At 71.9% G+C, this 24,464-nt stretch carries 20 protein-coding genes; 7 read left to right on the forward strand and 13 right to left on the reverse strand.

Features of this window, described 5'->3' with window-relative positions:
- Positions 1-17 precede the first annotated feature (17 nt).
- The 7 genes from ACZ418_RS13410 to ACZ418_RS13440 all read right to left on the reverse strand — a co-directional run bounded on the left by ACZ418_RS13410 (position 18) and on the right by ACZ418_RS13440 (position 9,173).
- Positions 18-1,466, reverse strand: coding sequence for an aldehyde dehydrogenase family protein (locus tag ACZ418_RS13410; RefSeq protein ID WP_468361650.1), 1,449 nt, complete (start codon positions 1,464-1,466; stop codon positions 18-20).
- A complete protein-coding gene (locus tag ACZ418_RS13415; protein ID WP_468361653.1) occupies positions 1,463-3,193 on the reverse strand; it encodes an N-acyl-D-amino-acid deacylase family protein in 1,731 nt (576 codons plus the stop codon). The genes ACZ418_RS13410 and ACZ418_RS13415 overlap by 4 nt, the downstream gene beginning before the upstream one ends.
- A gap of 14 nt (positions 3,194-3,207) precedes the next feature.
- On the reverse strand, positions 3,208-4,326 hold the full coding sequence (locus ACZ418_RS13420; protein ID WP_468361656.1) for an LLM class flavin-dependent oxidoreductase: 1,119 nt from the start codon (positions 4,324-4,326) through the stop codon (positions 3,208-3,210).
- Positions 4,327-4,424: 98 nt separating this feature from the next.
- On the reverse strand, positions 4,425-5,195 hold the full coding sequence (locus ACZ418_RS13425) for an SDR family NAD(P)-dependent oxidoreductase (protein ID WP_468361659.1): 771 nt from the start codon (positions 5,193-5,195) through the stop codon (positions 4,425-4,427).
- Positions 5,196-5,203: 8 nt separating this feature from the next.
- Complete coding sequence (locus ACZ418_RS13430; RefSeq protein WP_468361662.1) at positions 5,204-6,145, reverse strand: LLM class F420-dependent oxidoreductase; 942 nt, start codon at positions 6,143-6,145, stop codon at positions 5,204-5,206.
- A gap of 172 nt (positions 6,146-6,317) precedes the next feature.
- Positions 6,318-7,805 (reverse strand): FG-GAP and VCBS repeat-containing protein, encoded by a 1,488-nt coding sequence (locus tag ACZ418_RS13435; RefSeq protein WP_468361665.1) that lies wholly within the window; start codon positions 7,803-7,805, stop codon positions 6,318-6,320.
- Positions 7,806-7,934: 129 nt separating this feature from the next.
- Positions 7,935-9,173, reverse strand: coding sequence for an amidohydrolase family protein (locus ACZ418_RS13440; protein WP_468361668.1), 1,239 nt, complete (start codon positions 9,171-9,173; stop codon positions 7,935-7,937).
- 190 nt (positions 9,174-9,363) lie between these two features.
- Here ACZ418_RS13440 and afsR point away from each other — a divergent pair, with 190 nt between their 5' ends.
- On the forward strand, positions 9,364-12,339 hold the full coding sequence (gene afsR / locus ACZ418_RS13445) for an SARP-family global regulator AfsR (protein WP_468361670.1): 2,976 nt from the start codon (positions 9,364-9,366) through the stop codon (positions 12,337-12,339).
- Positions 12,340-12,547: 208 nt separating this feature from the next.
- Positions 12,548-12,769, forward strand: a complete 222-nt coding sequence (locus ACZ418_RS13450; RefSeq protein ID WP_468361672.1) for a hypothetical protein — start codon at positions 12,548-12,550, stop codon at positions 12,767-12,769.
- 365 nt (positions 12,770-13,134) lie between these two features.
- Here ACZ418_RS13450 and ACZ418_RS13455 read toward each other — a convergent pair whose 3' ends face one another.
- Positions 13,135-14,748 carry a FadD3 family acyl-CoA ligase gene (locus ACZ418_RS13455; RefSeq protein WP_468361675.1) on the reverse strand — a complete coding sequence of 538 codons (1,614 nt, stop codon included), beginning with the start codon at positions 14,746-14,748 and terminating at the stop codon, positions 13,135-13,137.
- A gap of 89 nt (positions 14,749-14,837) precedes the next feature.
- Here ACZ418_RS13455 and ACZ418_RS13460 point away from each other — a divergent pair, with 89 nt between their 5' ends.
- From ACZ418_RS13460 to ACZ418_RS13470, 3 genes are read left to right on the forward strand one after another with little or no spacing between them, the layout of a single operon-like run.
- A complete protein-coding gene (locus ACZ418_RS13460; RefSeq protein WP_468361678.1) occupies positions 14,838-15,992 on the forward strand; it encodes a lipid-transfer protein in 1,155 nt (384 codons plus the stop codon).
- 2 nt (positions 15,993-15,994) lie between these two features.
- Positions 15,995-16,405, forward strand: a complete 411-nt coding sequence (locus ACZ418_RS13465) for a Zn-ribbon domain-containing OB-fold protein (RefSeq protein WP_468362325.1) — start codon at positions 15,995-15,997, stop codon at positions 16,403-16,405.
- Positions 16,402-17,178, forward strand: coding sequence for an enoyl-CoA hydratase/isomerase family protein (locus ACZ418_RS13470; protein WP_468361681.1), 777 nt, complete (start codon positions 16,402-16,404; stop codon positions 17,176-17,178). The genes ACZ418_RS13465 and ACZ418_RS13470 overlap by 4 nt, the downstream gene beginning before the upstream one ends.
- 115 nt (positions 17,179-17,293) lie before the next feature.
- Here the strand turns inward: ACZ418_RS13470 and afsK are convergent, their stop codons facing one another.
- Complete coding sequence (afsK, locus tag ACZ418_RS13475) at positions 17,294-19,636, reverse strand: protein serine/threonine kinase AfsK (protein ID WP_468361684.1); 2,343 nt, start codon at positions 19,634-19,636, stop codon at positions 17,294-17,296.
- Positions 19,637-19,815: 179 nt separating this feature from the next.
- Entirely contained in the window at positions 19,816-20,565 is a 750-nt protein-coding gene (gene kbpA, locus ACZ418_RS13480) for an AfsK-binding protein KbpA (protein WP_468361687.1), read from the reverse strand.
- Positions 20,566-20,687: 122 nt separating this feature from the next.
- Between kbpA and ACZ418_RS13485 the strand changes: the two genes are divergently transcribed.
- Positions 20,688-21,335, forward strand: a complete 648-nt coding sequence (locus tag ACZ418_RS13485; RefSeq protein WP_468361690.1) for a TetR family transcriptional regulator — start codon at positions 20,688-20,690, stop codon at positions 21,333-21,335.
- Between the two features lie 97 nt (positions 21,336-21,432).
- Here ACZ418_RS13485 and ACZ418_RS13490 read toward each other — a convergent pair whose 3' ends face one another.
- The gene (locus ACZ418_RS13490; protein ID WP_228623186.1) at positions 21,433-21,885 is read right to left on the reverse strand and encodes an Lrp/AsnC family transcriptional regulator; all 453 of its coding nucleotides are present in this window, start codon (positions 21,883-21,885) and stop codon (positions 21,433-21,435) included.
- Positions 21,886-21,967: 82 nt separating this feature from the next.
- Between ACZ418_RS13490 and ACZ418_RS13495 the strand changes: the two genes are divergently transcribed.
- Positions 21,968-22,585: a LysE family translocator gene (locus tag ACZ418_RS13495; protein WP_468361694.1), complete on the forward strand. Its 618-nt coding sequence runs from the start codon at positions 21,968-21,970 to the stop codon at positions 22,583-22,585.
- A 104-nt stretch (positions 22,586-22,689) separates the two neighbouring features.
- Here ACZ418_RS13495 and ACZ418_RS13500 read toward each other — a convergent pair whose 3' ends face one another.
- On the reverse strand, positions 22,690-23,163 hold the full coding sequence (locus ACZ418_RS13500) for a nitroreductase family deazaflavin-dependent oxidoreductase (protein ID WP_468361697.1): 474 nt from the start codon (positions 23,161-23,163) through the stop codon (positions 22,690-22,692).
- Positions 23,160-24,464: an acyl-CoA dehydrogenase family protein gene (locus tag ACZ418_RS13505; RefSeq protein WP_468361700.1), complete on the reverse strand. Its 1,305-nt coding sequence runs from the start codon at positions 24,462-24,464 to the stop codon at positions 23,160-23,162. Before ACZ418_RS13505 ends, ACZ418_RS13500 begins: the two co-directional genes overlap by 4 nt.

A 24,464-nucleotide genomic window follows, 5' to 3' on the forward strand; every position in this document is an offset into this window, starting at 1 on the left:
TGCGTGATCGGACCGCCTCACCCCGGCCACACGATCGCCTGCACCTCGCTGTACGCATGCAGGGCGTACACGCCCACGTCCCGCCCCACCCCGCTCCTCTTGAACCCCCCGAACGGCGCCTCCATGTTGCGGCCGACGGTGTTCACCCCCACGCCCCCGGCCCGCAGCCGCCGGGCCACCCGGAACGCCCTGGCCACGTCACCGGACCAGACGTAGTCGATGAGCCCGTACTCGGAGTCGTTGGCGAGGGCGACCCCCTCCTCCTCGTCGTCGAAGGGGATGACCACGACAACCGGCCCGAAGATCTCCTCCCGGGCCACCCGCATGTCGTTGGCGCAGTCGGCGAGAAGGGTGGGCGAGACGTAGAAACCCCGCTCCAGCGACGGCCGTTCACCGCCCACGACCACCGACGCGCCCTCCTTCCGCCCGAGTTCGACGTACGACTCGACCCGCGCCCGGTGCTCCGCCGAGATCACCGGCCCGACGACCGTGTCCGCCTCCCGCGGATCCCCGACCCTCAACCTCCCCGCGTACTCAACGAGTTGCTCGACCAGACGGCCGTACACCCCGCGCTGGGCCAGCACCCGGGTCGGAGCCGTGCAGATCTGTCCGCTGTAGAAGGAGAAGGTCGTACCGATGCCGGCGACGGCGGAGCCCACGTCCGCGTCGTCGAACACGACCGCCGCGCCCTTCCCGCCCAGCTCCATGAGCTGGCGCTTCATGTCCCGCCCGCACACCTCGGCGATCCGCCGGCCCACGGCCGTGGAGCCGGTGAAGCTGACCATGTCGACGTCGGGGGACGCGACAGCGGCCTCACCCACTTCCGTGGCACGCCCGGAGACGACGTTCACCACCCCCGGCGGCGCCCCGGCCGCCTGAAGCGCCTCCGCCATCCGGTACACGGACAGCGGATCCTGCGGCGCGGGCTTCACCACCACCGTGTTGCCCATGGCCAGCGCGGGCGCGACCTTGCCGGCCGGATTGGCCCACGGGTTGTTGTAGGAGGTGATGCAGGTGACGACGCCTACGGGCTGCCGTACCGCCAGCGCGCCCAGCACGGCGGCCCTCCCCATCGGCCCGGCCTCGTTGATCTGCGGCGCGATCGCCCACTCGGCGGGCTCCACGCACGCGTACCGGCGGAACCGGGCGGCGGCCACCCCGACCTGCATCGCCCGTGCGGTCCCGGTGGTCGCGCCGGTCTCCGCGCGGGCCAGCTCGGTGTACGGCCCCATCCGCTCGCGGATGATGCCGGCCGCCCGGCCCAGCACCGCCGCCCGCTCCTCCGGCCGGGTCCGCGACCACGCCCCGAACGCCTCCCGGGCCGCCGCGCAGGCCGCCCGTACCTGCTCCGGCGTGGCCTCCGGCGCCCAGCCGACGGTCTCCTCGGTGGCCGGGTCGGTCACCGGGTAGTGCCCGCCGTCCGGCTCCACCCACTCCCCGCCGACGAACAGCCGCTCCCCCTTCACCTGGTACTCACCGTCCGCGTGTCGGTGCCGGACCGCAGCACCTTCCCCGGTACTGCCCCGGTCACCGTGTCGTCCCGGATCGCCTCGACCCCGTTGACCCACACGGCCCGCACCCCGATCGCCCGGGAGTCCAGCCGCGGACTGTCACCCGGCAGGTCGTGCACCAGCCGGGCCTGACCGGCGTCGATGCGCTCCGGGTCGAAGAGGACGAGGTCCGCATGCCAGCCCTCCCGCACCTGGCCCCGCTCCCGCAGCCCGAACAGCCGTGCCGGGTCGTCGGTCAGCATCTTCACGGCCTGCTCAAGACCGACCAGCTTCCGGCCGCGCAGACAGTCCCCGAGGAACCGGGTGGTGTACGGCGCCCCGCACATCCGGTCCAGATGCGCGCCCGCGTCGGAGCCGCCGAGCAGCACGTCCTCGTGCTGCCAGGTCTCGGCGCGCAGCGCCCAGGAGGCCGGGTCGTTGTCGGTCGGCATCGGCCACAGCACCGTACGCAGCTCGTCGGCCGCGCAGATGTCCACCAGGCAGGCGAACGGGTCCTGCCCCCGCTCCTTAGCGATGTCCCGGACGACCCGTCCCGTGAGCCCCCGGTTGGCCTCGCTGTAGGTGTCCCCGATGACGTACCGGCCGAAGTTCGCCAGCCGCCGGAAGACGCCCGCCTCCTTCGACCCGGCCCGCCGCAGCATCTCCGCCCGGACGGCGGGGTCCCGGAGCCTGGCGATCCGCTCCGGCACGGGCAGCCCGAGGATCGGCCCCCAGCCCGGGATGAGGTTGAGGGCGCAGAAGGTGCCGAGCGACATGTTCATCGGGGTGAGGATCGGCATGGTGAGTGCCACCACCCGGCCCCCGGCCTTCCGGGCCCGCTCACTCGCGCTCAGCTGCCGCGGCACCCGCTCCGGTACGGCCGCGTCGACGGTCAGCACGTTCCAGTTGAGCGGCCGCCCGGCGACCGCGCTCATCTCCACGAGCAGATCGATCTCGTCGTCGCTGAACTGGTCCAGACAGCCGGCGACGATCGCCTCGACCTGCGTGCCCTCGTGCTCGCCGACGGCCTTCGACAGCGCCAGCAGCTCCGCGGGCCGCGCATGCCGGGACGCGACCGGCTGCCCGTCCCCGTCCGAGTGGGTGCCGGACTGCGTGGTGGACAGCCCCCAGGCCCCCGCGTCCATGGCCTCGTGCAACAGCCGCAGCATCGCGCCCAGTTGCTCCTCGGTGGGCTGCCCCCCGACGGCCTGCGGCCCCATGACGTACCGCCGCAGCGCACAGTGCCCGACCATGAATCCGGCGTTGACGGCAATACGCCCGTCGAGCGCGTCCAGGTACTCCCCGAAGGAATGCCAGCTCCAGGGCGCCCCCTCCTCCAGCGCCACCAGGGACATCCCCTCCACCCTGGACATCATCCGGCGCGTGTAGTCGGCGTCCTCGGGGCGAGCGGGGTTCAGGGGTGCGAGGGTGAAACCGCAGTTCCCGGCGGCGACGGTCGTCACCCCGTGGTTCAGGGAGGGCGTGGCGTACGGATCCCAGAAGAGCTGGGCGTCGTAGTGGGTGTGGGGGTCGACGAAGCCGGGGGTGAGGATCAGGCCGGAGGCGTCCTCGGTGCTACGGGCGTCCTCGGTGACGGTACCGATGACGGCGATTCGGCCGTTCCGGATGCCGACGTCGGCGAGGTACGAGGGCGCACCCGTGCCATCCACGACGGTGGCCCCCTTGATGAGCTGGTCCAACATGCCCCTGAACCCCCTCAGACGGCCTGACGGAACCGGCTCGTCCGATGCACCGGATCCGTGTCGATCTTGGGAATCACGTGCTCCCCGATCAGCCGGATCGTCTGCAGCGTCTCCTCCTTCGGCACCCCCACCGGCAGCCCGAAGCTCAGCTGGTCGGCGCCCGCCTGCTCCCACCGCTTGCACTGCCGCAGCACCTCGTCGGGGTCACCGCAGATGAGCAGCTCCTCCTCCACGAGCAGCTCCACGAACTCCGGCGTGTACTCGGGCAGCGTCTCCGGCCACACGGGGAAGCCCTCGGGCCGCGGGAAGGTGTCGTGGTACCGGAAGACGAGCGAGGGCAGATAGTGCAGCCCCCCGTGCACGGCGATGTCGATCGCCTCGGCATGCGTGGGCGCACAGATCGCGGTCGTCGTCACCATCACGTTGTCGTTCACGAAATCCCCGACGGGTTCCGCGTTCACGACCGCCGTCTTGTACTGCTCCAGCACCCACTCCATGTCGGACACCTTCTGGATGCTGAACCCGAGCACGCCGAGCCCCTTCTTCGCGGCCATGGCGTACGACGGCGGGGAGCCGGCCGCGTACCACATCGCCGGGTGCGACTTCCCGTACGGCTTCGGCAGCACCTTCCGCGGCGGCAGCTGCCAGTGCTTGCCCTGGAAGCCGGCGTACTCGTCCTGGAGCCACATCTTCGGGAACTCGGCGATGGTCTCCTCCCAGATCTCCTTGGTGTGGTTCATGTCGGTGATGCCGGGCAGGAAGCCGAGGATCTCGTGGCTGCCGGCCCCCCGCCCGCTGCCGAACTCGAAGCGCCCCTCGCTGAGGTGGTCCAGCATGGCCACCTTCTCGGCGACCTTCACCGGATGGTTGACCTGGGCGAGGGGGTTGAAGATGCCCGAGCCCAGATGGATCCGCTCCGTCGCGTGCGCCAGATACCCCAGGAACACATCGTTGGCGGACAGGTGCGAGTACTCCTCCAGGAAGTGGTGCTCGGAGGCCCACGCGTACTTGAAGCCGGACTTGTCCGCCTGGATGACGTACTCGGTCTCCTCCATCAGCGCCTTGTGCTCGGCCAGCGGGTCGGTCTCGGCGCGCTTGCCCACGTATCCCTGTACAAAGAGCCCGAATTCCACGGCGGTTCACCGTCCTCCACGTATCTGACGCATCGTCAGTTCTGCCTGTCGGCCGACTGTCGCACCGGCCGCAAGGACCGTCAATAGCTGACGGTCAGTCAGATGATGCTGACCCCCGCCAGCCATCCCCCGTCGATCACGAACGGCTGCCCGGTGATGTACGAGGAGTCGTTCGAGGTGAGGAACAGGGCGAGCCGGGCCACCTCCTCCGGCTGCCCGACCCGTCCGAGCGGCACGAGCTTGCGGTACAGCTCGTCCAGGGCCCGGCTCATCTCCTCCGGGTCGGCGTCCGGGTCCAGCCGGGCCGGGTTCGACATCGCGGTGTCGATGGCGCCCGGACAGATGGCGTTGACCCGGATCCGCCGGGCCGCCAGTTCCAGGGCGGCGACCCGGGTGAGCCCGAGGACGGCGTGCTTGGTCGCCGCGTACGCCCCCACGGCGGCCATCCCGGTCAGCGCGGTGTACGAGGCGGTGTTGACGATCGTGCCCCCGTCGGCCATCTCGGGCGCGACGGTCTTCATACCGAGGAAGCAGCCGACCTGATTGACCTGCACGACCTGCATGAACTCGTCGAGGGGCGTGTCCACGAGGGAGTTGAACCGCAGGATGCCGGCGTTGTTGACGAGCCCGTCGATACGGCCGTACGTCCGCTTGACCGCCGCCACGGCGCCGGCCCAGTCGGCCTCCCTGCCCACGTCGAGGTGGACGTAGAGCGCGCCCAGCCGCTTGGCGAGGACCTCGCCCTGGTCGTCGAGCACATCGGCTACGACGACCCTCGCGCCCTCCTCGGCGAACAGCCGCGCCTCCTGCTCACCCTGTCCACGCGCCGCGCCCGTGACGACGACGACGCGTCCGTCCAGCTTGCCCATGACACTCCTTAGTCGAGGTGGGGAGCGACCTGCTCCCCGAAGGCGGTGATCTGGTCGGTGAGTTCGGCCCGGCTCCGGCAGCGGAACCGCACCTGGATCTGGTGCACGCCCATCGCCCGATAGGCCCGCAGCGACTGGGCGAGGGCGTCCGGGGCACCGGTGAGGGTGCGGCGGCCGACGTCCCAGGAGGGCCGGCCGAGGTAGAGGGGCTCGGTGATGGCGCCGACGGTGAAGGCCGCCTCGATGCCCGCCCGCTCCCGCAGCTCCCGGATCCGGGCGATCTGCGCGGGCAGCCGGTCCCGCGGATCCCCCTGCGGCAGCCAGCCGTCCCCCTTGAGGGCGGCCCGGCGCACGGCGGCGGGCGAGGACCCGCCGACCCAGAGGGGGACGTGGGCCTGGACGGGCCGGGGCCGCTGTCCGAGCCCTTCGAAGTCGTACGCCTTGCCGTGGTGCTCGGGGTATTCCTCCGGGCCCAGGGCCGCACGGAGCGCGTCGACCGACTCGTCGAGCAGCGGTCCGCGCCGCTCGAAGTCCACCCCCAGCGCCTCGAACTCCTCCCGCACATGCCCGGCGCCGACACCGAGGATCAGGCGGCCGCTCGCAAGATGGTCCAAGGTGGCGTACTGCTTGGCGGTGACCAGCGGATGCCGGAGTCCGACGATCGCGACATGGCTGAGCAGCCGGACGCGCTCGGTGACGGCGGCAAGATGGGCGAGGGTGGCGACGGGGTCGTACCAGACCGTGCTCATCGCGGGCGCGAGGCGGCGCGGGATGGCGACGTGGTCGCAGGCGGCGACGTAGGCGTAGCCGGCGCGGTCGGCGGCGCGGGCGATCTCGACGAGGTCGGCGGGGCCGGCGGCGGCTTCCCAGGGTTCCGCGTAGAGGGTGCTCTGGGACTGGACGGGGAGCTGGATGCCGTAGGAGAGGCGCTCCTCGGACGGGACGGGCACGACGACCCCCTTGTCTGACTGACGGATCGCTGCGCGACGATCATTGCCTGACGATCCGTCAGATCGGATGCGACTCGCACATCGTCGCGGCTGACGCCACGTCAGACAAGAGGCAGCCCCGGCGGAACAGGTCCGCCGGGGCTGTTGCTCGGGAGAGGGCCCGTGGGGTGCGTCAGCGGGCGAAGCCGTTGCCGAACCGGGCGTCGGTGACGGGTGCGCCGAGGTTGGCGGGCCCGAAGGAGACCGAGCCGGAGGCGGTCGGGCCGGTACTGGTGGAGCGGAAGGCCCAGACGGCGCCGTCGTAGGTGTTCTCGCCGTACGCGGAGACGTACAGCTCGGCGCGGCCGTCGTGGTTGGTGTCGGCCAGCGCGGTGTACGCGCCGAAGAGGTCGTTCTGCTCGGCGGTACCGGGCACACCCGTGGTGTTCTGGTTGAAGGACACGGCATCGCTGCCGGTGAGGCCGGACGCGCCGCCGCGCAGCACGGCCACGGCGCCCGCCGAGTCGACCGTGCCCAAGTCCTCATACGGGGAGCCGACGGCGACGTCCGCGTAACCGTCGCCGTTGACGTCCGCGACGGAGATGCCCAAGCCGAAGCGGTCGCCGTACTCGGACACTCCGGGCACGCCCGCCGTGTTCTGATTGATCACCGTCGTACGGGAGGTGTCGGGCCCGGCGGCCGAGCCGTACACCACGCCGACCTGCCCGCCGAGGAGCGCCGGGTCGGTGGAGTCCGCACCGTGGCCGTCGACGGGGCGCCCGATGACGAGGTCGGCGTACCCGTCCTTGTTCACGTCACCGATGCCGAGGCTGGAGCCGCCGGGCACGTTGGTGCCGTCGGCCTGCTTCAGGGCGACCGGGGCGCTCAGACCCTGCCCGGTGCCGTGGAGGTAGGCGACGCGGTAGCCGATGCCCGGTCCCTCCTCGTCGTAGCTGTGGATGAGCGCGACGAGGTCGGTGGTGCCGTCGTGGTCGACGTCCCCGGCGGCGATGTCGTCGATGTCGTAGCCGGTGTCAGAGCCGAGGTCGGTCTCGAAGGAGAGGTCCCCGGACCCTGCGGCACCGGCGGTGCGGGTGAACGGACCGGTCAGCAGGTGGTTGTCCGTGGCCACGTCGAGGTGACCGTCGCCGTTGTAGTCGCCGACGGCGATGTGCCGGGGCTGGACCCGGTCGAGCATGGTGCCGGTCGCCACGACCTTGCCGCCGGACAGCCCCGTCTTCCCGCCCCAGACGACGGTCACGGTGCCCGCCTCCGATACGGACCCGACGTCCTCGCCGCTCGCGCCGACGATCAGGTCCGTGTACCCGTCGCCGTCCAGGTCGCCGCGGGCCAGGCCCCAGCCGAACCAGTCGTCGGTCTCGGCGGCGCCGGGTATGCCGGCCGTGTCCTGGCTGATGATCTGCCGGTGCGTGGTGTTCAGCCCCGTCGAGGAGCCGTACACGACGCTCACGTACCCCGCACGGCCGTGCCCGCCGACCATGCCCCACGAGGCGGCGACGGCGAGGTCCTCGTACCCGTCGCCGTTGAAGTCGGCACGCACGCTCTGTGCCCCGGCACTGCCCGTACCGGCCGCGTGCGCGCTCACCGGGCCGACAACGGCTCCGGCGACGGCCACGGCGGCCACGAGTCCGAGGCGAGAACGAAACCTGCGCTTGCTCATATGGAACCCAACTCCCGCGGTGAAAGAGCAGTTGCCCAACGAAGGAGTCAAGATCCTCACTCCGCCGCCGGTACGACTCCGCTGGCGGCTGCAGGGTTGCCCTGGAAGACGGCGGGAGTTACCGGTTCGTTAACCGGCGCCGCCCCGGGGCCACAGCCCGTCCTCCGTCAGCCCCAGCAGCTCGATGGCGTTCCCCCGGACGATCCGCTCGACCACGTCCGCCGGCAGGTGCCCCATCTGCGCCTCACCGACCTCGCGGGACTTGGGCCAGGTGGAGTCGGAGTGCGGGTAGTCGGTCTCGTACAGGACGTTGCCGACCCCGATGGCGCCCAGGTTCCTGAGCCCGAAGGCGTCGTCGAAGAAGCAGCCGTAGACGTGCTCGGCGAACAGCTCGGACGGCGGCCGGGTGACCTTGTCGGCGACCCCGCCCCACCCCCGGTTCTCCTGCCACACCACATCGGCGCGCTCAAGGATGTACGGAATCCACCCGATCTGCCCTTCCGCATACATGACCTTGAGCCGCGGGAACCGCTCGAACTTGCCGCTCATCAGCCAGTCCACCATCGAGAAGCAGCAGTTGGCGAAGGTGATGGTGGAGCCGACGGCGGGCGGGGCGTCGGCGGAGGTGGAGGGCATACGGCTGCTGGAGCCGATGTGCATGGCGACGACCGTGCCGGTCTCGTCGCAGGCGGCGAGGAAGGGGTCCCAGTCGTCGGTGTGGACGGACGGCAGCCCGAGGTGCGGGGGTATCTCGGAGAAGGCGACGGCCCGCACTCCTCTTCGGGCGTTGCGCCGCACCTCCGCGGCGGCCAGCTCGGCGTCCCACAGGGGTATGAGGGTGAGCGGTATGAGCCGCCCGTGCGCCTCGGCCCCGCACCACTCCTCCACCATCCAGTCGTTGTAGGCGCGCACGCACAGCAGGGCGAGTTCCTTGTCGGCGGCCTCGGTGAAGGTCTGCCCGCAGAAGCGGGGGAAGGTGGGGAAGCACAGGGCGGACTGCACATGGTTGACGTCCATGTCGGCGAGCCGGGCGGCCACGTCGTACGACCCGACCCGCATCTGCTCGTACGTGATGACTTCCAGCTTGACCTCGTCCCTGCTGTACCCCACGGCGGTGTCGAGCCGGGTGAGGGGCCGCCGCAGATCTTCATAGACCCACCAGTCGCCGAGAGGCCCTTCGGTGCTGCCGGGTTCGCCCATGACGGGTTTGAAACGCCCGCCCAGGAAGGTCATCTCCTTCAGCGGGGCACGCACGATCCGGGGCCCGACGTCCCGGTACTTCCTCGGCAGCCGGTCCTGCCAGACGCGGGCGGGCTCGACGGTGTGGTCGTCGACGGAGATGATCAGCGGGAACTGTGTGGTCTCCATGGCTCTCACGGTAGCGCCGATCTGACGATCCGTCAGCTAGTGTGCTCGGGCCGGGCGCTTGCGAAGAGGGTGTGAGGGGTTTGTGTGCTGCGCTACGCCGCCCTGTGATCGGTGTCTCCCACGGCTGACGCAACCGCCCGGAACAAGGCAAACTGACGGGGTTGTTCGTGATGCCGAGGGGGACGAACGCATGGACGGTGGGCCGCGAGTGCCTGAGCAGCGGCGTCCCGGCTCCGTGACCGTCACGGAGCCGGAGGCGCTGCGGTTCGGCGTGCTCGGTCCGGTACGGGCCTGGCGCGGCGCGGAGCAGATCGGCATGGGCTCGCCCCAGCAGCGCGCCCTGCTGGCCGCCCTGCTGCTGCGCGAGGGCCGTACGGCGACGGCGGCGGAGCTGATCGACGCGCTCTGGGGCGCCGAGCCCCCGTCGCAGGCGCTGGCGGCGGTGCGTACGTACGCGTCCCGCCTGCGCAAGGTCCTGCCACCCGGGGTGCTGGTCAGCGAGTCCGGCGGTTACGCGGTGCGGGTGCCGGCCGAGGGCGCCCTGGATCTGACCGCGGCCCAGGACCTGGCGGCGGAGGCGGAGAAGGCACGCGCCGCCGGCGACCTGTGCCGAGCCCGGGACCTGCTGAACCAGGCCCTCGGTATGTGGGACGGCGAGGTCCTGGCCGGCGTCCCCGGCCCGTACGCCGAGACCCAGCGGGTCCGCCTGGAGGAATGGCGCCTGGGTTTGGTGGAGTCCCGCCTGGACATGGACCTGGAGCAGGGCTGCCACGCGGAGGCAGTCTCGGAGCTGACGGCGCTGACGGCCGCGTACCCCCTGCGTGAGCGGTTGCGCGAGCTGCTGATGCTGGCCCTGTACCGCAGCGGCCGCCAGGCGGAGGCCCTGGCGGTCTACGCCGACACCCGCCGCCTGCTGGCCGAGGAGCTGGGCGTGGACCCCCGCCCCGGCCTGCGAGAGCTGCAGCAACGCATCCTGCAGGCCGACCCGGCCCTGGCGGAACCGTCCTCCCCGGCGACCGAACCGGCGGTGGTCCCGGTCCGCCCGGCCCAGTTGCCGGCGACGGTCCCGGACTTCACGGGCCGCGCGTCTTTCGTGGCCGAGCTGAGCGAGGTGCTGTCCTCGGCGTCGGAGTCGGTGGACGCCGGGGGCCGGGTGATGGCGGTGTCGGCGCTGGCGGGCATCGGCGGCGTGGGCAAGACGACGCTGGCGGTGCACGTGGCCCACCGGGCCCGCGCGGCCTTCCCGGACGGCCAGCTGTACGTGGACCTCCAGGGCGCGGGCCCCCGCCCGGCGGAACCGGAGACGGTCCTGGGCTCGTTCCTGCGCGCCCTGGGCACGGCGGACTCGGCGATCCCGGACAGCCTGGAGGAGCGCTCGGCCCTGTACCGCTCGGTCCTGGACGGCCGCCGGGTCCTGGTCCTGCTGGACAACGCCAAGGACGCGGCCCAGGTACGCCCCCTGCTGCCGGGGACGGAGGGCTGCGCGGCCCTGGTGACATCGCGGGTGCGGATGGTCGGTCTCGCGGGCGCCCACCTGGTGGACCTGGACGTGATGTCCCCGGACGAGGCGCTGGCCCTGTTCACGAAGATCGTGGGCGAGGAACGGGTGGCGGCGGAACGGGAGGCCGCGCTGGACGTGGTGGCGGCATGCGGCTTCCTGCCGCTGGCGATCCGCATCGCCGCGTCCCGCCTCGCCGCCCGGCGCACATGGACGGTCTCGGTGCTGGCGGCGAAGCTGGCGGACGAGCGGCGTCGGCTCGATGAGCTGCAGGCCGGGGACCTGGCGGTGAAGGCGACTTTCGAGCTGGGGTACGGCCAGCTGGAGCCGTCCCAGGCCCGGGCGTTCCGCCTGCTGGGCCTCGCGGACGGCCCGGACATCTCGCTGGCGGCTGCGGCTGCGGTCCTGGACCTGCCCCTGGAGGAGACGGAGGACCTGCTCGAGTCCCTGGTGGACACGTCGCTGCTGGAGTCGGCGGCGCCCGGTCGCTACCGCTTCCACGACCTGGTCCGGCTGTACGCGCGTGCCTGCGCGGAGAGGGATGAGCAGCCGCCGAGCGAGCGGGAGACGGCGATGTCGCGGTTGCTGGACTTCTACCTGGCTACGGCGGCCCAGGTCTACGCGATGGAGCGGCCGGGGGACCGGCTGGTGGATCACCTGGAGCCGACCGCGTACCGGGGGTTGAGCTTCGAGGACCGGCACGGCGCACAGGACTGGCTGTACGCGGAGGCGGTCTGCCTGCTCGCCTGCGTACGGCAGTCCGCCGATGGAAGCACGTTGCGGCGCGCGATCGACCTGCTGTGGGCGTCCGTCGACCTTGCCGAATCCGGCGCCAACTCACGGGAGTACGAGGCGGCCGCGGCCGCACTGAGGGCAGCCGCGCGGGCTGTCGGCGATGTGCGTGCCGAGGGCAGGGCCTCGGTCGTCCTGAGCAATGCGCGGCTGTTCTCCGGGGTGTTCGATCAGGCGTACCGCGAGGCGCTGGAGGCGTTCCAGCTCGCTGAAGCGGCCCACGATCCGCTGCCCTCCTGCTGGGCGGCGAACGTGCTCGGCAGCACGGCGTTCTACCAGAACCGGCACGAGGACGCCGAAGGCTATTTCAGCCAGGCCATCAAGAAGTTCCGCAGCTGCGGCGACCTCGCGGGCACGGCGGCCGCCCTGTGCAACCTGTCACGTCTGCACCTTGCGACGGACCGCGCCGACACCGCGGTCGTCCTCGCCCGTCAGGGAACGGACATCTACCAGGAACTCGGCCACACCCTCAGAGGAGCGAACGGGCGGTACGCCTTCGGCCTGGCCCTCGGCAAGACCGGCCAGCACGACAGCGCGGCCGAGCAGTTGGAAGAGGCCCTGCGCGTCTTCCGCGACAGCCGTCAACGCCTGTGGGAAGGAATGACGCTGTGCCGGCTCGCGGAGGTCGACCTGGACGCGCGCAGGCCGTCACAGGCCGCGAGCAACGCCGAGATGGCGCTCACCGTCCTTAGAGGCATCGGAGGCGAATGGCGCCGTGGCCATGTCCTGACCGTGCTGGGCAGAGCCCTGGACGGCATCGGCCACTCCGGCCGGGCCCAGGTCTGCTGGCGTGAAGCCCTGGAGATCTACGAGCACCTGAACGCCCCGGAGGCCGACGAGGTCCGCAAGCTCCTGACTCCGGTGGCGGCCGCCTGAGCTTCTGCCGGGGCGTTCATCGTTCGTTTATCGCGGCAGGACACTCTCCTGGTTGTCGATCCGTCGCGTCGGGGGGCAGACGGACCGCGGTGAGGGTCGCCACACCGGGGGATTAGGGTTGGGCGGCCCGAGTGGCCCGTCCGGCCACCCACGGGGGAGTGACCGGGCGGGCCCTCACGTTCCACAGTGATCCACCAGGGGAGGCACCATGAGCAACACCGACAACAACACGACTGTCCAGCCGGACAACACGCATGTCACCGACGCGCCGGCGAGCGGAACGGTCCAGCCGCTCAACACGCACGTCACGGACGCCCCGGCGGACGAGACGGTCCAGCCGCTCAACACCCACGTCACGGACGCCCCGGCGGTGGCCGCCGACGGCACGGTGACTCCGGACAACACCCACGTGACGTCCGACCCCAGCTGAGCCACCTCCCACACGGGGGACCGGCCGCGACGGCGCCGAGGGGGAGCCGTCGCGGCCGACGTACGTCCGCACCAACTCAAGCGCAGATTGGCAGATCCGTTCCACGGCCCTGTGGCGTTTGCCCAGGTCGGCGCGTCCGCCGGTGGAACCGATCTGCCAATCTCGCCTTCAGCCAGGTCGGCGGCCGGAGTTATCCACAGGGGTGGCCGATCGCCGCCAACCCCACCCGGCGTGCAGGCGAGGCGCGGTCGCGACCCGCAACCCAGGACGCGAACGCAGCCGACCCGAGGGTCGACCCCGGCAAGGCGCCCGCCGCCAAAGAAGCGGGCGGCCCCGCGGCAACCGATCGGCACCAGAAGTGCAACTCACCCCCGCCCCCGCAAAACCCCCTTCACCACCTTCCCGCTCGCGTTCCGTGGGAGTTCCGGCACGAACTCCACCGACCTCGGCACCTTGTAGTTCGCCATCTCCCGGCGGGACCAGGCGATCAGGTCGGCCGAGGTCAGCAGCGAGCCCGGGCTGCGCACCACGAACGCCTTGGCGACCTCGCCCAGTCGGGCGTCCGGCACGCCGATCACGGCCGCCTCGCGCACATCCGGGTGGAGGGACAGCAGTTGCTCTATCTCCGCCGGGTACGCGTTGAAGCCGCCCACGATGAACATGTCCTTGATGCGGTCCGTGATGCGCAGGTTGCCCAGCTCGTCCAGGACGCCCACGTCGCCCGTGCGCAGCCAGCCGTCCGGAGTGATCGCCTCGGCCGTCGCCGCCGTGTCCTCGTGGTAGCCGCGCATGACGTTGAAGCCACGGACCAGGATCTCGCCCGCCTCACCGGGCCGTACCGGCGTGCCCTTCGCGTCCACCAGCCGTATCTCCGTCCCCGGGATCGCCCGGCCGGAGGTGGAGGCGATGACCGACGGGGCGTCGCCGCGCCGGCACATCGTGACGATGCCGCTCGCCTCCGAGAGGCCGTACGCGGTGAGGACCGTGGCCACGCCCAGTTCGGCGCGCAGGCGTTCCACCAGACGGAGTGGCACGACCGCCGCTCCCGTCACCACCAGGCGTAGCGCCGAGAGGTCAAAAGCCGCCCGCGACGGGTGGTCCAGCAGCGACTGCAGGAGGGTGGGCGGGCCGGGCAGGACCGAGATCCGCTCCGCGGCCATGTTCGCCAGTGCCGTGTCCACGCTGAACACCGGCTGCGGGATCATCGTCGCCCCGCGCATCAGGCAGGCGATCACCCCGGCCTTGTAGCCGAAGGTGTGGAAGAAGGGGTTGATGATCAAGTAGCGGTCGCCTGTCCGCAGTCCCGCCAGGTCCGACCAGATCTCGTACGCCCGGAGGGTTTGGGTGTGTGTGATCATCGCGCCCTTGGGGCGGCCCGTCGTACCCGACGTGTAGACGATGTCCGACAGTGCCGAGCCGACGTCGGCCAACTCCCGTCGTCTCGCATCCACTTCGGCCGTGTCCACCCCCTCCCCTTCCGCCAGGAAGTCCTTCCACGTGCGGAAGTCCGGTGGCGCGTCCTCCGACAGGACCACCACCTCCTCCAGCTCGGGCAGGCCCGGTAGCGGGCCCCGGCCGTGCGGCACCCCCTCCCCCGCCGCCCGACGCAGGCTCGCCACGTACGACGCGCCCAGGAACGTGCCCGTCACGAACAGCAGCCGCGCCCCGCTGCGGCGCAGTACGTCCGCCGCCTCCGTCCCCTTGAAGCGGGTGTTGAGCGGCACGAGGACCGCGCCCGCCGTCACCGCGCCCAGGGCGGCCGTGATCCAGTCCAGGGAGTTGGGGGCCCAGACCGCGACTCGGTCGCCCACCCGCACCCCGCTCGCCAGGCAGGCCGCCGCCGCACGCTCGACGCGGGCGCCCAGTTCGGCGTACGTGATCCTGGTACGGCCCTCGACCACCGCCTCCGTGTCCGCGTACCGCTCGGCCGACCACCGGACCAGATCGGGGATGGTGTCGATGGTGTCCCAGTCGCTCATCACAGGCCCCCTGTACCGCGTAGCTGACTGTCCGTCAGATTAGCTGTAATCTGACGCCCTGTCAGGCCGTAGGCTGAGGGGGCAACGCCATGGCAGTTACCGGGCTCAAGGACGCCACCGCCATCGTCGGGATCGGGCAGACCTCGTTCGCCAAGCACCTTCCGGAGGACGAGAAGGCGCTCGCCTGCCGGGCCGTGCTGGCCGCGCTCGACGACGCGGGGATCGCGCCCGGTGAGGTCGACGGGCTCGCCTCCTACACCATGGAGGAGACCGACGAGGTCGAGCTCGCCAAGGCCGTCGGGTTCGGGGATCTCACCTTCTTCAGCAAAGCCCCGTACGGCGGCGGCGGTTCCTGTGCCACCGTTGCGCATCTCGCCGCCGCCATCGCCTCCGGGCAGGCCACCGTGGGGGTCGCCTGGCGGTCGCGGAAGCGGGGCAGCGGGGCTCGGCCATGGGCCAATACCACCGTGCAGCTCCCCACTCCCGCCCAGTGGACCCGGCCCTTCGGACTCCTCCGTCCCGCCGACGAGATCGCCATGCTCACCCGCCGCTACATGCACGAGTACGGCGCCACCCGCGACCACCTCTTCAACGTCGCCCTCGCCTGCCGGAACCGGGCCAACCAGAACCCGGCCGCCGTGATGTACGAACGGCCGCTGACCCGCGAGATGTACATGACCTCGCGATGGATCAGCGAGCCGCTCTGTCTCTTCGACAACTGCCTGGAGACGGACGGGGCCCTGGCCTGTGTCCTCGTGTCCAAAGAGCGTGCCCGGGACTGCCGTACCAAGCCCGCGTACGTCCACTCCGCCGCCCAGGGGCTGCCCGCCCAGCACCACGGCATGGTCAACTACTGGAACGACGACCCCCTCACCGGTCCCTCCTGGACCGCCGCCCGGCACCTGTGGAAGCACGCCGACCTCACCCCCGACGACGTCGACGTGGCGCAGATCTACGACGCGTTCACCCCGCTCATCCCGCTCTCCCTGGAGGGCTACGGCTTCTGCGGGAGAGGCGAAGGGGGCGCCTTCACCGAACAGGGTGCCCTGGAGATCGGCGGACGGCTCCCCCTCAACACCAGCGGCGGCGGGCTCTCCGAGGCCTACGTCCATGGCTTCAACCTCATCAACGAAGGGGTGAGGCAACTGCGCGGGACCAGCACCGCCCAGGTGCCCGGAGCCGCCACCTGCCTGGTCACGGCCGGCGAGGGCGTGCCCACCTCCGCCCTGCTGCTCAGGAGCTGATGATGCTGACTCCCGTCACCGACACCGACGGCGCCCCCTTCTGGAAGTACGCGGCCCGGGGCGAACTGCGCGTCCAGGCCTGCGGCGACTGCCACGAACCCCGCTTCCCGCCCCGCCCTTGCTGCCCGCACTGCCAGTCCTTCGCGAGCGAGTGGCGGCTCACCAGCGGACGTGGACGGATCTGGTCGTACGTCGTGCCGCATCCGCCCCTCCTTCCCGACTACGCCGAACAGGCGCCGTACAACGTCGTCGTGGTGGAGCTGGCGGACTGGCCCCGGATCCGGCTGGTCGGGAATCTGGTCGCCCACGCCGGCGCGCCACTCAACTCGCTGGGCTCACAGAGCCTCAGGATCGGCGCCCGGGTGCACGTCGTCTTCGGTGACGGCGGGCTGCCGCAGTGGGTGCTCGCGTGAGCGCCGTACGGGTCGACGCCGACAAGGACAGCGGGGTCGCCGTCGTCACCCTGGACCGCCCGCACCGGCTCAACGCCATCGACCTGGACATGGCTCGCGAACTCGGTTCGGTCTGGCGGGCGTTGCGGTTCGACGACTCCGTGCGGGCCGTCGTGCTCACCGGGGGCGGGCAGCGGGCGTTCTGTACCGGGATCGACCGGGACGTCGTCGTGCGGCAGCCCTCGTCGCCGTACATGCTGGACGATCCGCTGCTGACCGTCGGGCCGAAGGCCAACGACCTGTGGAAGCCGGTGGTGGCCGCCGTGCACGGGTTGGCCTGCGGGGGTGCCTTCTATCTGCTGGGCGAGTGCGAGTTCCTGGTCGCCGACCCGACGGCCGTCTTCTTCGATCCGCACACCTCGTACGGCATGGTCAGCGCCTACGAGTCGATGCTGATGGCCGCGCGGATGCCGTACGGGGAGGCGGCCCGGATGGCGCTCATGGGGACCGCCGAGCGGATCTCCGCCCGGCGGGCCCGGGAGATCGGGCTCGTGTCGGAACTCACGGAGGAGGGTGGTGCGTTGGCGGCCGCCGTGCGCTGTGCCTCCGTCATCGCCGGGTATCCGCCGGAGGCGGTGCAGGGGAGCGTGCGGGCACTGTGGGCGGCCCGGGAGGCGGCCCTGGCCCAGGCGTTCGCCCAGGCCCCGCCGCTCATCGCCCTGGGCAATCTGCCCGCCGAACGGCAGGCGGAGATGTTCCGGAACAGGGGCCGCACCGAGCCGCGGACACGGTGAGTGACCGTATGGCGGGGAACGCGCACCCGGGGTAGCGTCAGCCCTGGGACGGCCGCCGTCCGGAGCCCTTCCGTGACACACCGGTACGACGGCCGTCGCACACCCTCATCACCCCTCACGCCGTGCGGGCTGTCCCCGTCCCCTTCTCCGCGTCCAGCGCGTACACGCACCGGTCCTTGCTGCACGCGTACACCACGCCGTCCTTGACCACCGGGGAGCCGGTGATCTCGCCGCCGGTCGCCAGCTTCCAGCGCAGTCGGCCGTCGTCGGACTTCAGGGTGTAGAGCAGGTGGTCCGTGGAGCCGAAGTGGATACGGCCCTCCGCGACCGCGGGGGCTCCCACCACGTCGCCGCCCGCCTGGAAGCGCCACTTGGGCGTGCCGGTGACCGCGTCCAGGGTGTACAGGCCCTTGCCGCTGCCCACGTGGACGTGCCCGGCGGCGACCAGCACCGGCTCGATCGACGAACGTGCCTCCGTCGCGATGCGCCAGCGGTCACGGCCGTCGGTGGCGTCGAGGGCGTAGACGGTGCCCAGGTAGTCCGCCAGGTAGATGCCGCCGCCCGTCACCGCCGGGCCCGGGGCGAAGGCCGGCGGGCTGAGGAAGACCGCGGGGGCCTCGAAGTGCCAGCGGACCATGCCGCTCGCCGCCTCGACGGCGAGGACGCGGGTGCCGGCGGAGACGTACACGTAACCGTCGGGTGCGGGGGTCAGGCGGACCGGCACACCGCCGCAGGAGGCCGCGTCGCCCACCGGGTACGACCAGCGCTCCTCACCGGTGCGGGCCTCCAGGGCGCGCAGCCGGGCGTCCTGCCAGACGTAGACCGTGCCGTCGTGGACGAGGGGGCCCGATTCCGGGGCCTCGAAGTCGGTCTGGCAGCCGGCGATCTCCCACAGCTTCTGGCCGTTCGACGCCTCCCAGGCCTGGACGCCGCCGCCACGGGTACCGGTGACGACCGTGCCGTGGTCGGCCTTGAGGGAGTACACCCAGGCGTCCGTGGACAGCCGCCACAGGTCGGTGCCCTCGCGGGCGTCCAGGGCGAACAGGGTCGGTCCGTCGGAGGCATGGATACGGCCGTCGGCCACGGACATCGACCAGGCGACGTCCCGCGTCTTGAAGCGGCGCCGGCCGGTGGCCACGTCCAGGGCGTGCACCTCGAAGGAGGTGACGTAGACCATGTCGCCGTCGACCGAGGGGGTGCCCCAGACCTCGTTGGACATGCGGAACCGCCAGGGCCGCCAGCCGCTCGCGGTCTCCGGGGGCTGGGGCGGGACGTTCGGGTCGGGGCCGGTGACGCCGGGGCGGGGGCGGGACCAGCTGGCGACCAGGCCGGCCTCCGGCGGGGGTGCCTTGACGGCGGCGGCGCGGGCGTCGGCGACGCGCGGGCCGGGGCCGATGGGCACCTGGGCGCCGGCCAGCCGGACCGGGCCGGTGTCGGGCACGGCGGAGGGGGCGCCGACGGGCACGGGAGCCGGGGGATCGTACGAGGGCGGCGGAGGTACAGCCGCGCGGCCGCCGCTCCTGGGCCCGCCGGTGGTGACCGGGGCGGGCTTGACGGCGGGGCGGCCGCCGCGGCGGGCCTCGATGAGGGCGACCGCCTTCTCGGGCAGCCAGGCGGAGGCGGTGCCGCTGTCGTCGGAGCCGGAGCCGAAGAGATGGGGCGCGAGCTGGGCCTGGAGGTCGGCCGGGGTGGGCCGGGCGGAGGCCTCCATCTGCATGCAGACCTCGATGAGCGGGCGCAGCTCGTCGGGCAGGCCGGTGAGGTCCGGGCCCTCGCGCAGCAGCATGAAGACGGTCTCGACCGGGTTGGCGCCGTGGAAGGGCGGGTGGCCGGTGGCCGCGAAGACCAGCATGGAGCCGAGCGAGAAGACGTCGCTGGCTCCGGTGACGCTGCGGGAGTCCTTGGCCTGCTCGGGGGACATGTAGGCGGGGGTGCCGACGGCGACGTTCGTCATGGTCAGCCGGGTGTTGGAGACACCGGAGGCGATGCCGAAGTCGATCACCCGGGGGCCGTCCTCGACGACGAGCACGTTGGACGGCTTGAGGTCGCGGTGGACCAGCCCCGCGCCATGGATGGACTGGAGGGCTTCCGCCACTCCCGCGGCGAGCCAGCGCACGGCCTGGGCCGGCAGCGGCCCGCAGTCGTTCACTATCTCCTCCAGCGAGGGCGCCGGGACGTATGCGGTCGCCAGCCACGGCACGGCGGCGCGCGGGTCGGCGTCGACCACGGCGGCCGTGTAGAAGCCGGAGACCGCGCGGGCCGCCTCCACCTCACGGGTGAAGCGCACCCGGAAGAGCTGGTCCTCGGCCAGCTCGGTGCGCACCGTCTTGATCGCCACGCGCCGACCGGACGCCGAGCGCGCGAGATAGACCAGCCCCATGCCGCCGGCGCCCAGCCGGCCCAGCACCTCGAACGGCCCGATCCGCCGCGGATCGTGCTGCGTCAGCTGATCCACCACTTGCCTGCCACCTCCCCGTACGAGCCGCGCCACCCACATATGTACGCGACCGAAGTGCAGCGTCTCACCACCGCACCGCCTTGGCGGCACGCACCCCAGATTCTTCCTGGCCGGGCGGCCGGTTGCGAACCCGGTGACATTCGGGGTGTCTCACTACCTATCACCCCAAAGCGGACGGGTCAGCGCTGCAACAGTGCGAACGACGCCCCCTGATTGTCGGTGACGACGGCCACTCGTCCGTACGACGTCTCGAAGGGTGGCGCCTGCACCCGGCCGCCGAGCCGCTGTACGGCCCCGAGGGCGTCGTCCAGCTCGGTGACGCGGAAGTGGGTCAGGAAGTGCGGGGGCATCTCGGCCGGGAAGACGTCGGTGACCTCCGTACGGCCGAAGTCGGGTTCGGACGTGCCGAACAGGGCGTCGTGGAAGAGGCCGCCGTAGAAGGCGTTGGCGGCGGCGGTGTCCCGGGTGTACAGCTGGGCCCAGACGAAGGTGCCGGGCTCGTGCCGCCGCCCGAAACCCCGGTGGCGGCCCGGCTGCCACAGCGCGAACACCGCGCCCTCGGGATCGGCGGCGAGCGCGGCGACCCCGAGGTCGCCCACCGGGAACGGGGCCATGACCACCTGCCCGCCGGCCGCGGTGATCCGCCGGCCGAGGGCCTCGGCGTCCGGGGTGGCGAAGGACACCGTCCAGACGGTGGGCATACGGCCGTCGATCTTGGGGGCGAGCGAGGCGACGAGCTCCCCCTCCAGTCGCGCCCACACCGAGGAGCCGTAGGCGTCCTGGAAGGTCCACCCGAAGAGCTCACCGTAGAAGCGCTTGCCCGCCTCGACGTCGGCGAGCTGGGCGTCCACCCAGCACGGCACACCCTCCCCGTAGGTCTCTGCCGCCTCTTCGGCCTCTTCATTCCCTGATGCCCTGTTTTCGGCCATGCCGTCAAAGTAACCGGGCCGCATGCACCGCGCAGACCAGGCACACCACCCTCAGAGCACCCGTGCACCCCATTTGCAGTCGGCCGAATCGCGCTCCGATCACCCCTCGGTAAGCTGACGGCATGACAGGACAAGTGCGTACCGTCGACGGCCGCGTGGCCGGCCGGCGTGGGCAGGCGACCCGGCAGAAGCTGCTCGACTGCCTCAGCGAGATGCTCAGCTCCTCCCCCTACCGGGACGTCAAGGTCATCGATGTCGCCCGGAAGGCGGGAACTTCTCCCGCGACCTTCTACCAGTACTTCCCCGACGTCGAAGGCGCCGTCCTGGAGATCGCCGAGCAAATGGCGGCCGAGGGCGCGGGATTGACCGAACTCCTCCAGGGGCGGTCCTGGGCCGGCAAGTCGGGCTGGCAGACCGCACAGGAACTCGTGGAAGGATTCCTGGAGTTCTGGCGCAAGAACGACGCGATCCTACGGGTCGTCGACCTCGGCGCGGCCGAGGGGGACAAACGGTTCTACAAGATCCGCATGAAGATCCTCAACTCGGTGAACAACTCCCTCGCGGACTCCATCGCCGAGCTGCAGTCCAAGGGCAGGGTCGACAAGGACGTGAATCCGGCGGCGGTGGCCGGCTCGCTCGTCGCGATGCTCGCGGCGGTGGCGGCCCACCAGAAGGGTTTCTCGTCCTGGGGCGTGAAACAGGCCGAACTCAAACCGAACCTGGCACTGTTGGTGCACCTGGGCGTGACCGGAAAGAAGCCGAGCAAGTAACACACGGCCGCTGTAACCCTTTTTCCTTGACCCAAGTCCTGTCTGGCAGGCGGTGGTTCCCTCGCGTGTGACGCGCGGTGGGCCACCGCCTGCACTGCTATGCGGGCAGCGGACGGTCCCGTACGACGTGCTTCATCACCAGCGTCGAGGTGAGCCGCTGCACTCCCGGCAGGGTCGCCAGCCGCTCGTCGTACAGCCGCTGGAAGGCCGCGAGGTCGGCGGTCGCCACCCGGAGCAGATAGTCGGGCTCGCCGAACAGCCGCTGGGCGTCGAGAACGTGCTCCAGCTCACCGACCGCCCGCTCGAACTCGGCGACCGTGTCCCGGTCCTCCTGGCGCATCGACACGAAGACCAGCGCCTCGAAGGTCAGCCCGAGCGCCGCCGCGTCCACCACCGCCCGGTAGCCCTGGATGGCACCGGAGCGCTCCAGCTCGCGCAGCCGGCGGTGGCAGGGCGAGACGCTGAGGCGCACCCGGGCCGCCAGCTCGGTCACGGTCAGCCGCCCGTCCTGCTGCAGCTCGGCAAGGATTTTCCGGTCCACGTCGTCCATGAGGTAGATCCTCCCGCAGAACGGGCGGGAATGGGCAAACTTCGGGAACACTTTCGGGCCAATCACGCCTAATGTCCCCGGCATGGACTCGGGACTGCTCTTTTCCTTCCTCGCCGTGGACCTGCTGCTGGTGTGCGTACCGGGCGCCGACTGGGCGTATGTGATCGCGACGGCCGTGCGCCGCGGCTCGGTGCTGCGCGCGGTGGCCGGCCTGGTCTGCGGCTACGCCCTGCACACGGCCCTGGCGACGGCGGGCCTCGCGGTCCTGGTGGCGGGCTCGCCGAGGCTGCTGACGGCCCTGACGGTGGCGGGCGCGCTTTACCTGCTGTGGCTCGGCTGGGGTGTGCTGCGGCGCCCGGCGGTGCCGGGGGCCACGGAGGAGGCCTTCCCCGACGGGCGTCTCTTCCTGCGCGGCGCCACGATCAGCGGCCTCAACCCCAAGGGTCTGCTGCTCTACCTCTCGGTCCTCCCCCAGTTCCTCACCCTGCGCGGCGCGCACCTGCCCGTCCCCGTCCAGACGGCGTCCCTCGGCCTGCTCCACATGGCCTGCTGCGCGGCCGTCTACCTCAGCGTCGGCGCGTTGTCGCGTGCGCTGCTCTCCGCGAGGCCGGCCGCGGCCCGGGCGGTGACGCGGACTTCGGGGGCGGCGATGGTGGGGATCGGCGCGGTTCTCCTGGCGGAGCGCCTGGCCGGGGTTTAGCGCCGCAGGGGGTGCCGCTGGATGCCGTCGGGCGTCTGCGGGTCCGTTGTGGCTTGTCGCGCCCACGCGGCGGTAGCCGCGTATCAGACACAGCCCCGCGCCCCTTAGGGGGTTTCCGTGAGCCGGAACAGGCGGATCTCCCTCGTCACCCGGGCCTGGTAGGTGGCGTACGGCGGCCAGAACGCCAGCAGCGCCTGCCAGGCCGCGGCCCGCTCCTCCCCCGCGAGCAGCCGGGCGGTGACGGGAATGTCCCGCCCTTTCCAGCTGATCGACGCCTCCGGGTGGGCGAGCAGATTGTGGCTCCAGGCGGGATGTCCGGGCCGCCCGAAGTTGGAGCCGACCAGCAGCCAGCTCTTGCCGTCGTCCTCCGGCATGCAGGCCAGCGGGGTGCGCCGGGGCAAGCCGCTGCGGGCGCCGGTGGTGGTGAGGATCACCCCAGGCAGCATCTGGGTGCTGAGCAGGAACCGCCCCCGGGTGAGCCGGTGGACCGCCCGGTCGAGCGCCGGGATCACATGGGGCGCGACCTTCGCGAACCCGCGCGTCGAGGACACCTTCTGCACCAGCCGGACGCCGATCACACCGTCACCTCCCCGCCCGCGAAGAGCCCGGCGGCCTCGGCCGCCCGGTCCCGCAGCCGGTGCACCGGCCCGAACAGCAGCTCGTCCCCGGCGGCCCGTTTGAAGTACAGGTGCGCGTCGTGCTCCCAGGTGAACCCGATCCCGCCGTGCATCTGGATTCCCTCGCCGGCGGCTCCGCGCAACGCCTCCAAGGCCTGGGCGAGCGCCAGCCCACCAGAGCACGGCCCGTCAGCCGCCGACGGCGAGGACCCCCCACGGGGGCCACCCGCATCCGACGACGAAAGCTGCACGGGTGGTCCGGGTGGGAACCCGGACGCCGAAGGCGAAGCCGAGGCGGACCCGGCACCAGCGCCGCAGGCCCACGCGGCGTAGTACGCGGCCGACCGAGCCGCCTGCACCCCCACATACGCATCGGCCAACCGGTGCTTCACCGCCTGGAAGGAGCCCACGGGCCGCCCGAACTGCTCCCGCTGCCCGACGTACTCCACGGTCCGCTCCAGCACCCGGTCCGCCGCCCCGACGGCCTCACAGGCGAGCACGGCGGCGACCCGGTCCCCCAGGGCGGCGAACGCGGGCAACACGTCCACACCCTCCTCGCCCAGCAACTCCGCGCGAGCATCCCGAAGTTGGACACGCCCCTGCGACCGGGTGGCGTCGAGCGCGGTCTGCCGGGCGCGTACGACACCGGGCGCGTCCCCGGCGACCAGGAACAGCAAAGTCCGCGACCGCGCGAAGCCCCCGGTGTGCGCGGCGACGAGCAGCAGCCCCGCGCTGTGCCCGTCCAGCACCTGGTCGACCTGCCCGTACAGCCGCCAGTCGCCGTCGGCCCGCCGCGCCTGGACACCCCCGGCCCGGCCGCCGCCCGCGGCGAAGGTGCCGTTGTCGCAGGTCAGGGCGAGGGCTGTGGTCAGGGCCGGGCCGGGGACGGCGAGGGCGGCGGTGAGGGTGCCGGCGGCCAGGCGGGGCAGCAGTCCGGCGCGCTGGGCCTCCGTGCCGAGGGCGAGGATCAGCGGGGCCGTGAGGACGGAGGTGGCGAGCAGCGGGGAGGGGGCGAGCGCCCGGCCGGTCTCCTCGCAGGCGAGGGCGAGTTCGGTGAGAGAGCAGCCGACGCCGCCGTACCGCTCGGGCAGGGCGAGCCCGGGCAGGCCGAGCTGGTCGGCGAGGGCCGACCACAGGAGGGGGTCGTGTCCGGCCGGGCTGTCGACGGCGGTCCGCAGCTCGGGCGAGCCGCACCGCTTGTGCAGCAGCTCGCGCAGGGTGCGGCGGATCTCGTCCTGCTCGGCGGTCAGGCGCGTGTCCAT

The sequence above is a fragment of the Streptomyces sp. NPDC030820 genome, from assembly GCF_055572075.1.

Coding starts and splice junctions, on each gene's coding strand:
- ACZ418_RS13440 (WP_468361668.1), bottom strand. CDS start 9,173: ATGGAGACCACACAGTTCCCGCTGATCATCTCCGTCGACGACCACACC.
- ACZ418_RS13485 (WP_468361690.1), top strand. CDS start 20,688: ATGACAGGACAAGTGCGTACCGTCGACGGCCGCGTGGCCGGCCGGCGT.
- ACZ418_RS13505 (WP_468361700.1), bottom strand. CDS start 24,464: ATGGACACGCGCCTGACCGCCGAGCAGGACGAGATCCGCCGCACCCTG.
- ACZ418_RS13435 (WP_468361665.1), bottom strand. CDS start 7,805: ATGAGCAAGCGCAGGTTTCGTTCTCGCCTCGGACTCGTGGCCGCCGTG.
- ACZ418_RS13490 (WP_228623186.1), bottom strand. CDS start 21,885: ATGGACGACGTGGACCGGAAAATCCTTGCCGAGCTGCAGCAGGACGGG.
- ACZ418_RS13415 (WP_468361653.1), bottom strand. CDS start 3,193: ATGTTGGACCAGCTCATCAAGGGGGCCACCGTCGTGGATGGCACGGGT.
- ACZ418_RS13455 (WP_468361675.1), bottom strand. CDS start 14,748: ATGAGCGACTGGGACACCATCGACACCATCCCCGATCTGGTCCGGTGG.
- ACZ418_RS13465 (WP_468362325.1), top strand. CDS start 15,995: ATGCTGACTCCCGTCACCGACACCGACGGCGCCCCCTTCTGGAAGTAC.
- ACZ418_RS13495 (WP_468361694.1), top strand. CDS start 21,968: ATGGACTCGGGACTGCTCTTTTCCTTCCTCGCCGTGGACCTGCTGCTG.
- kbpA (WP_468361687.1), bottom strand. CDS start 20,565: ATGGCCGAAAACAGGGCATCAGGGAATGAAGAGGCCGAAGAGGCGGCA.
- afsR (WP_468361670.1), top strand. CDS start 9,364: ATGGACGGTGGGCCGCGAGTGCCTGAGCAGCGGCGTCCCGGCTCCGTG.
- ACZ418_RS13450 (WP_468361672.1), top strand. CDS start 12,548: ATGAGCAACACCGACAACAACACGACTGTCCAGCCGGACAACACGCAT.
- ACZ418_RS13425 (WP_468361659.1), bottom strand. CDS start 5,195: ATGGGCAAGCTGGACGGACGCGTCGTCGTCGTCACGGGCGCGGCGCGT.
- ACZ418_RS13460 (WP_468361678.1), top strand. CDS start 14,838: ATGGCAGTTACCGGGCTCAAGGACGCCACCGCCATCGTCGGGATCGGG.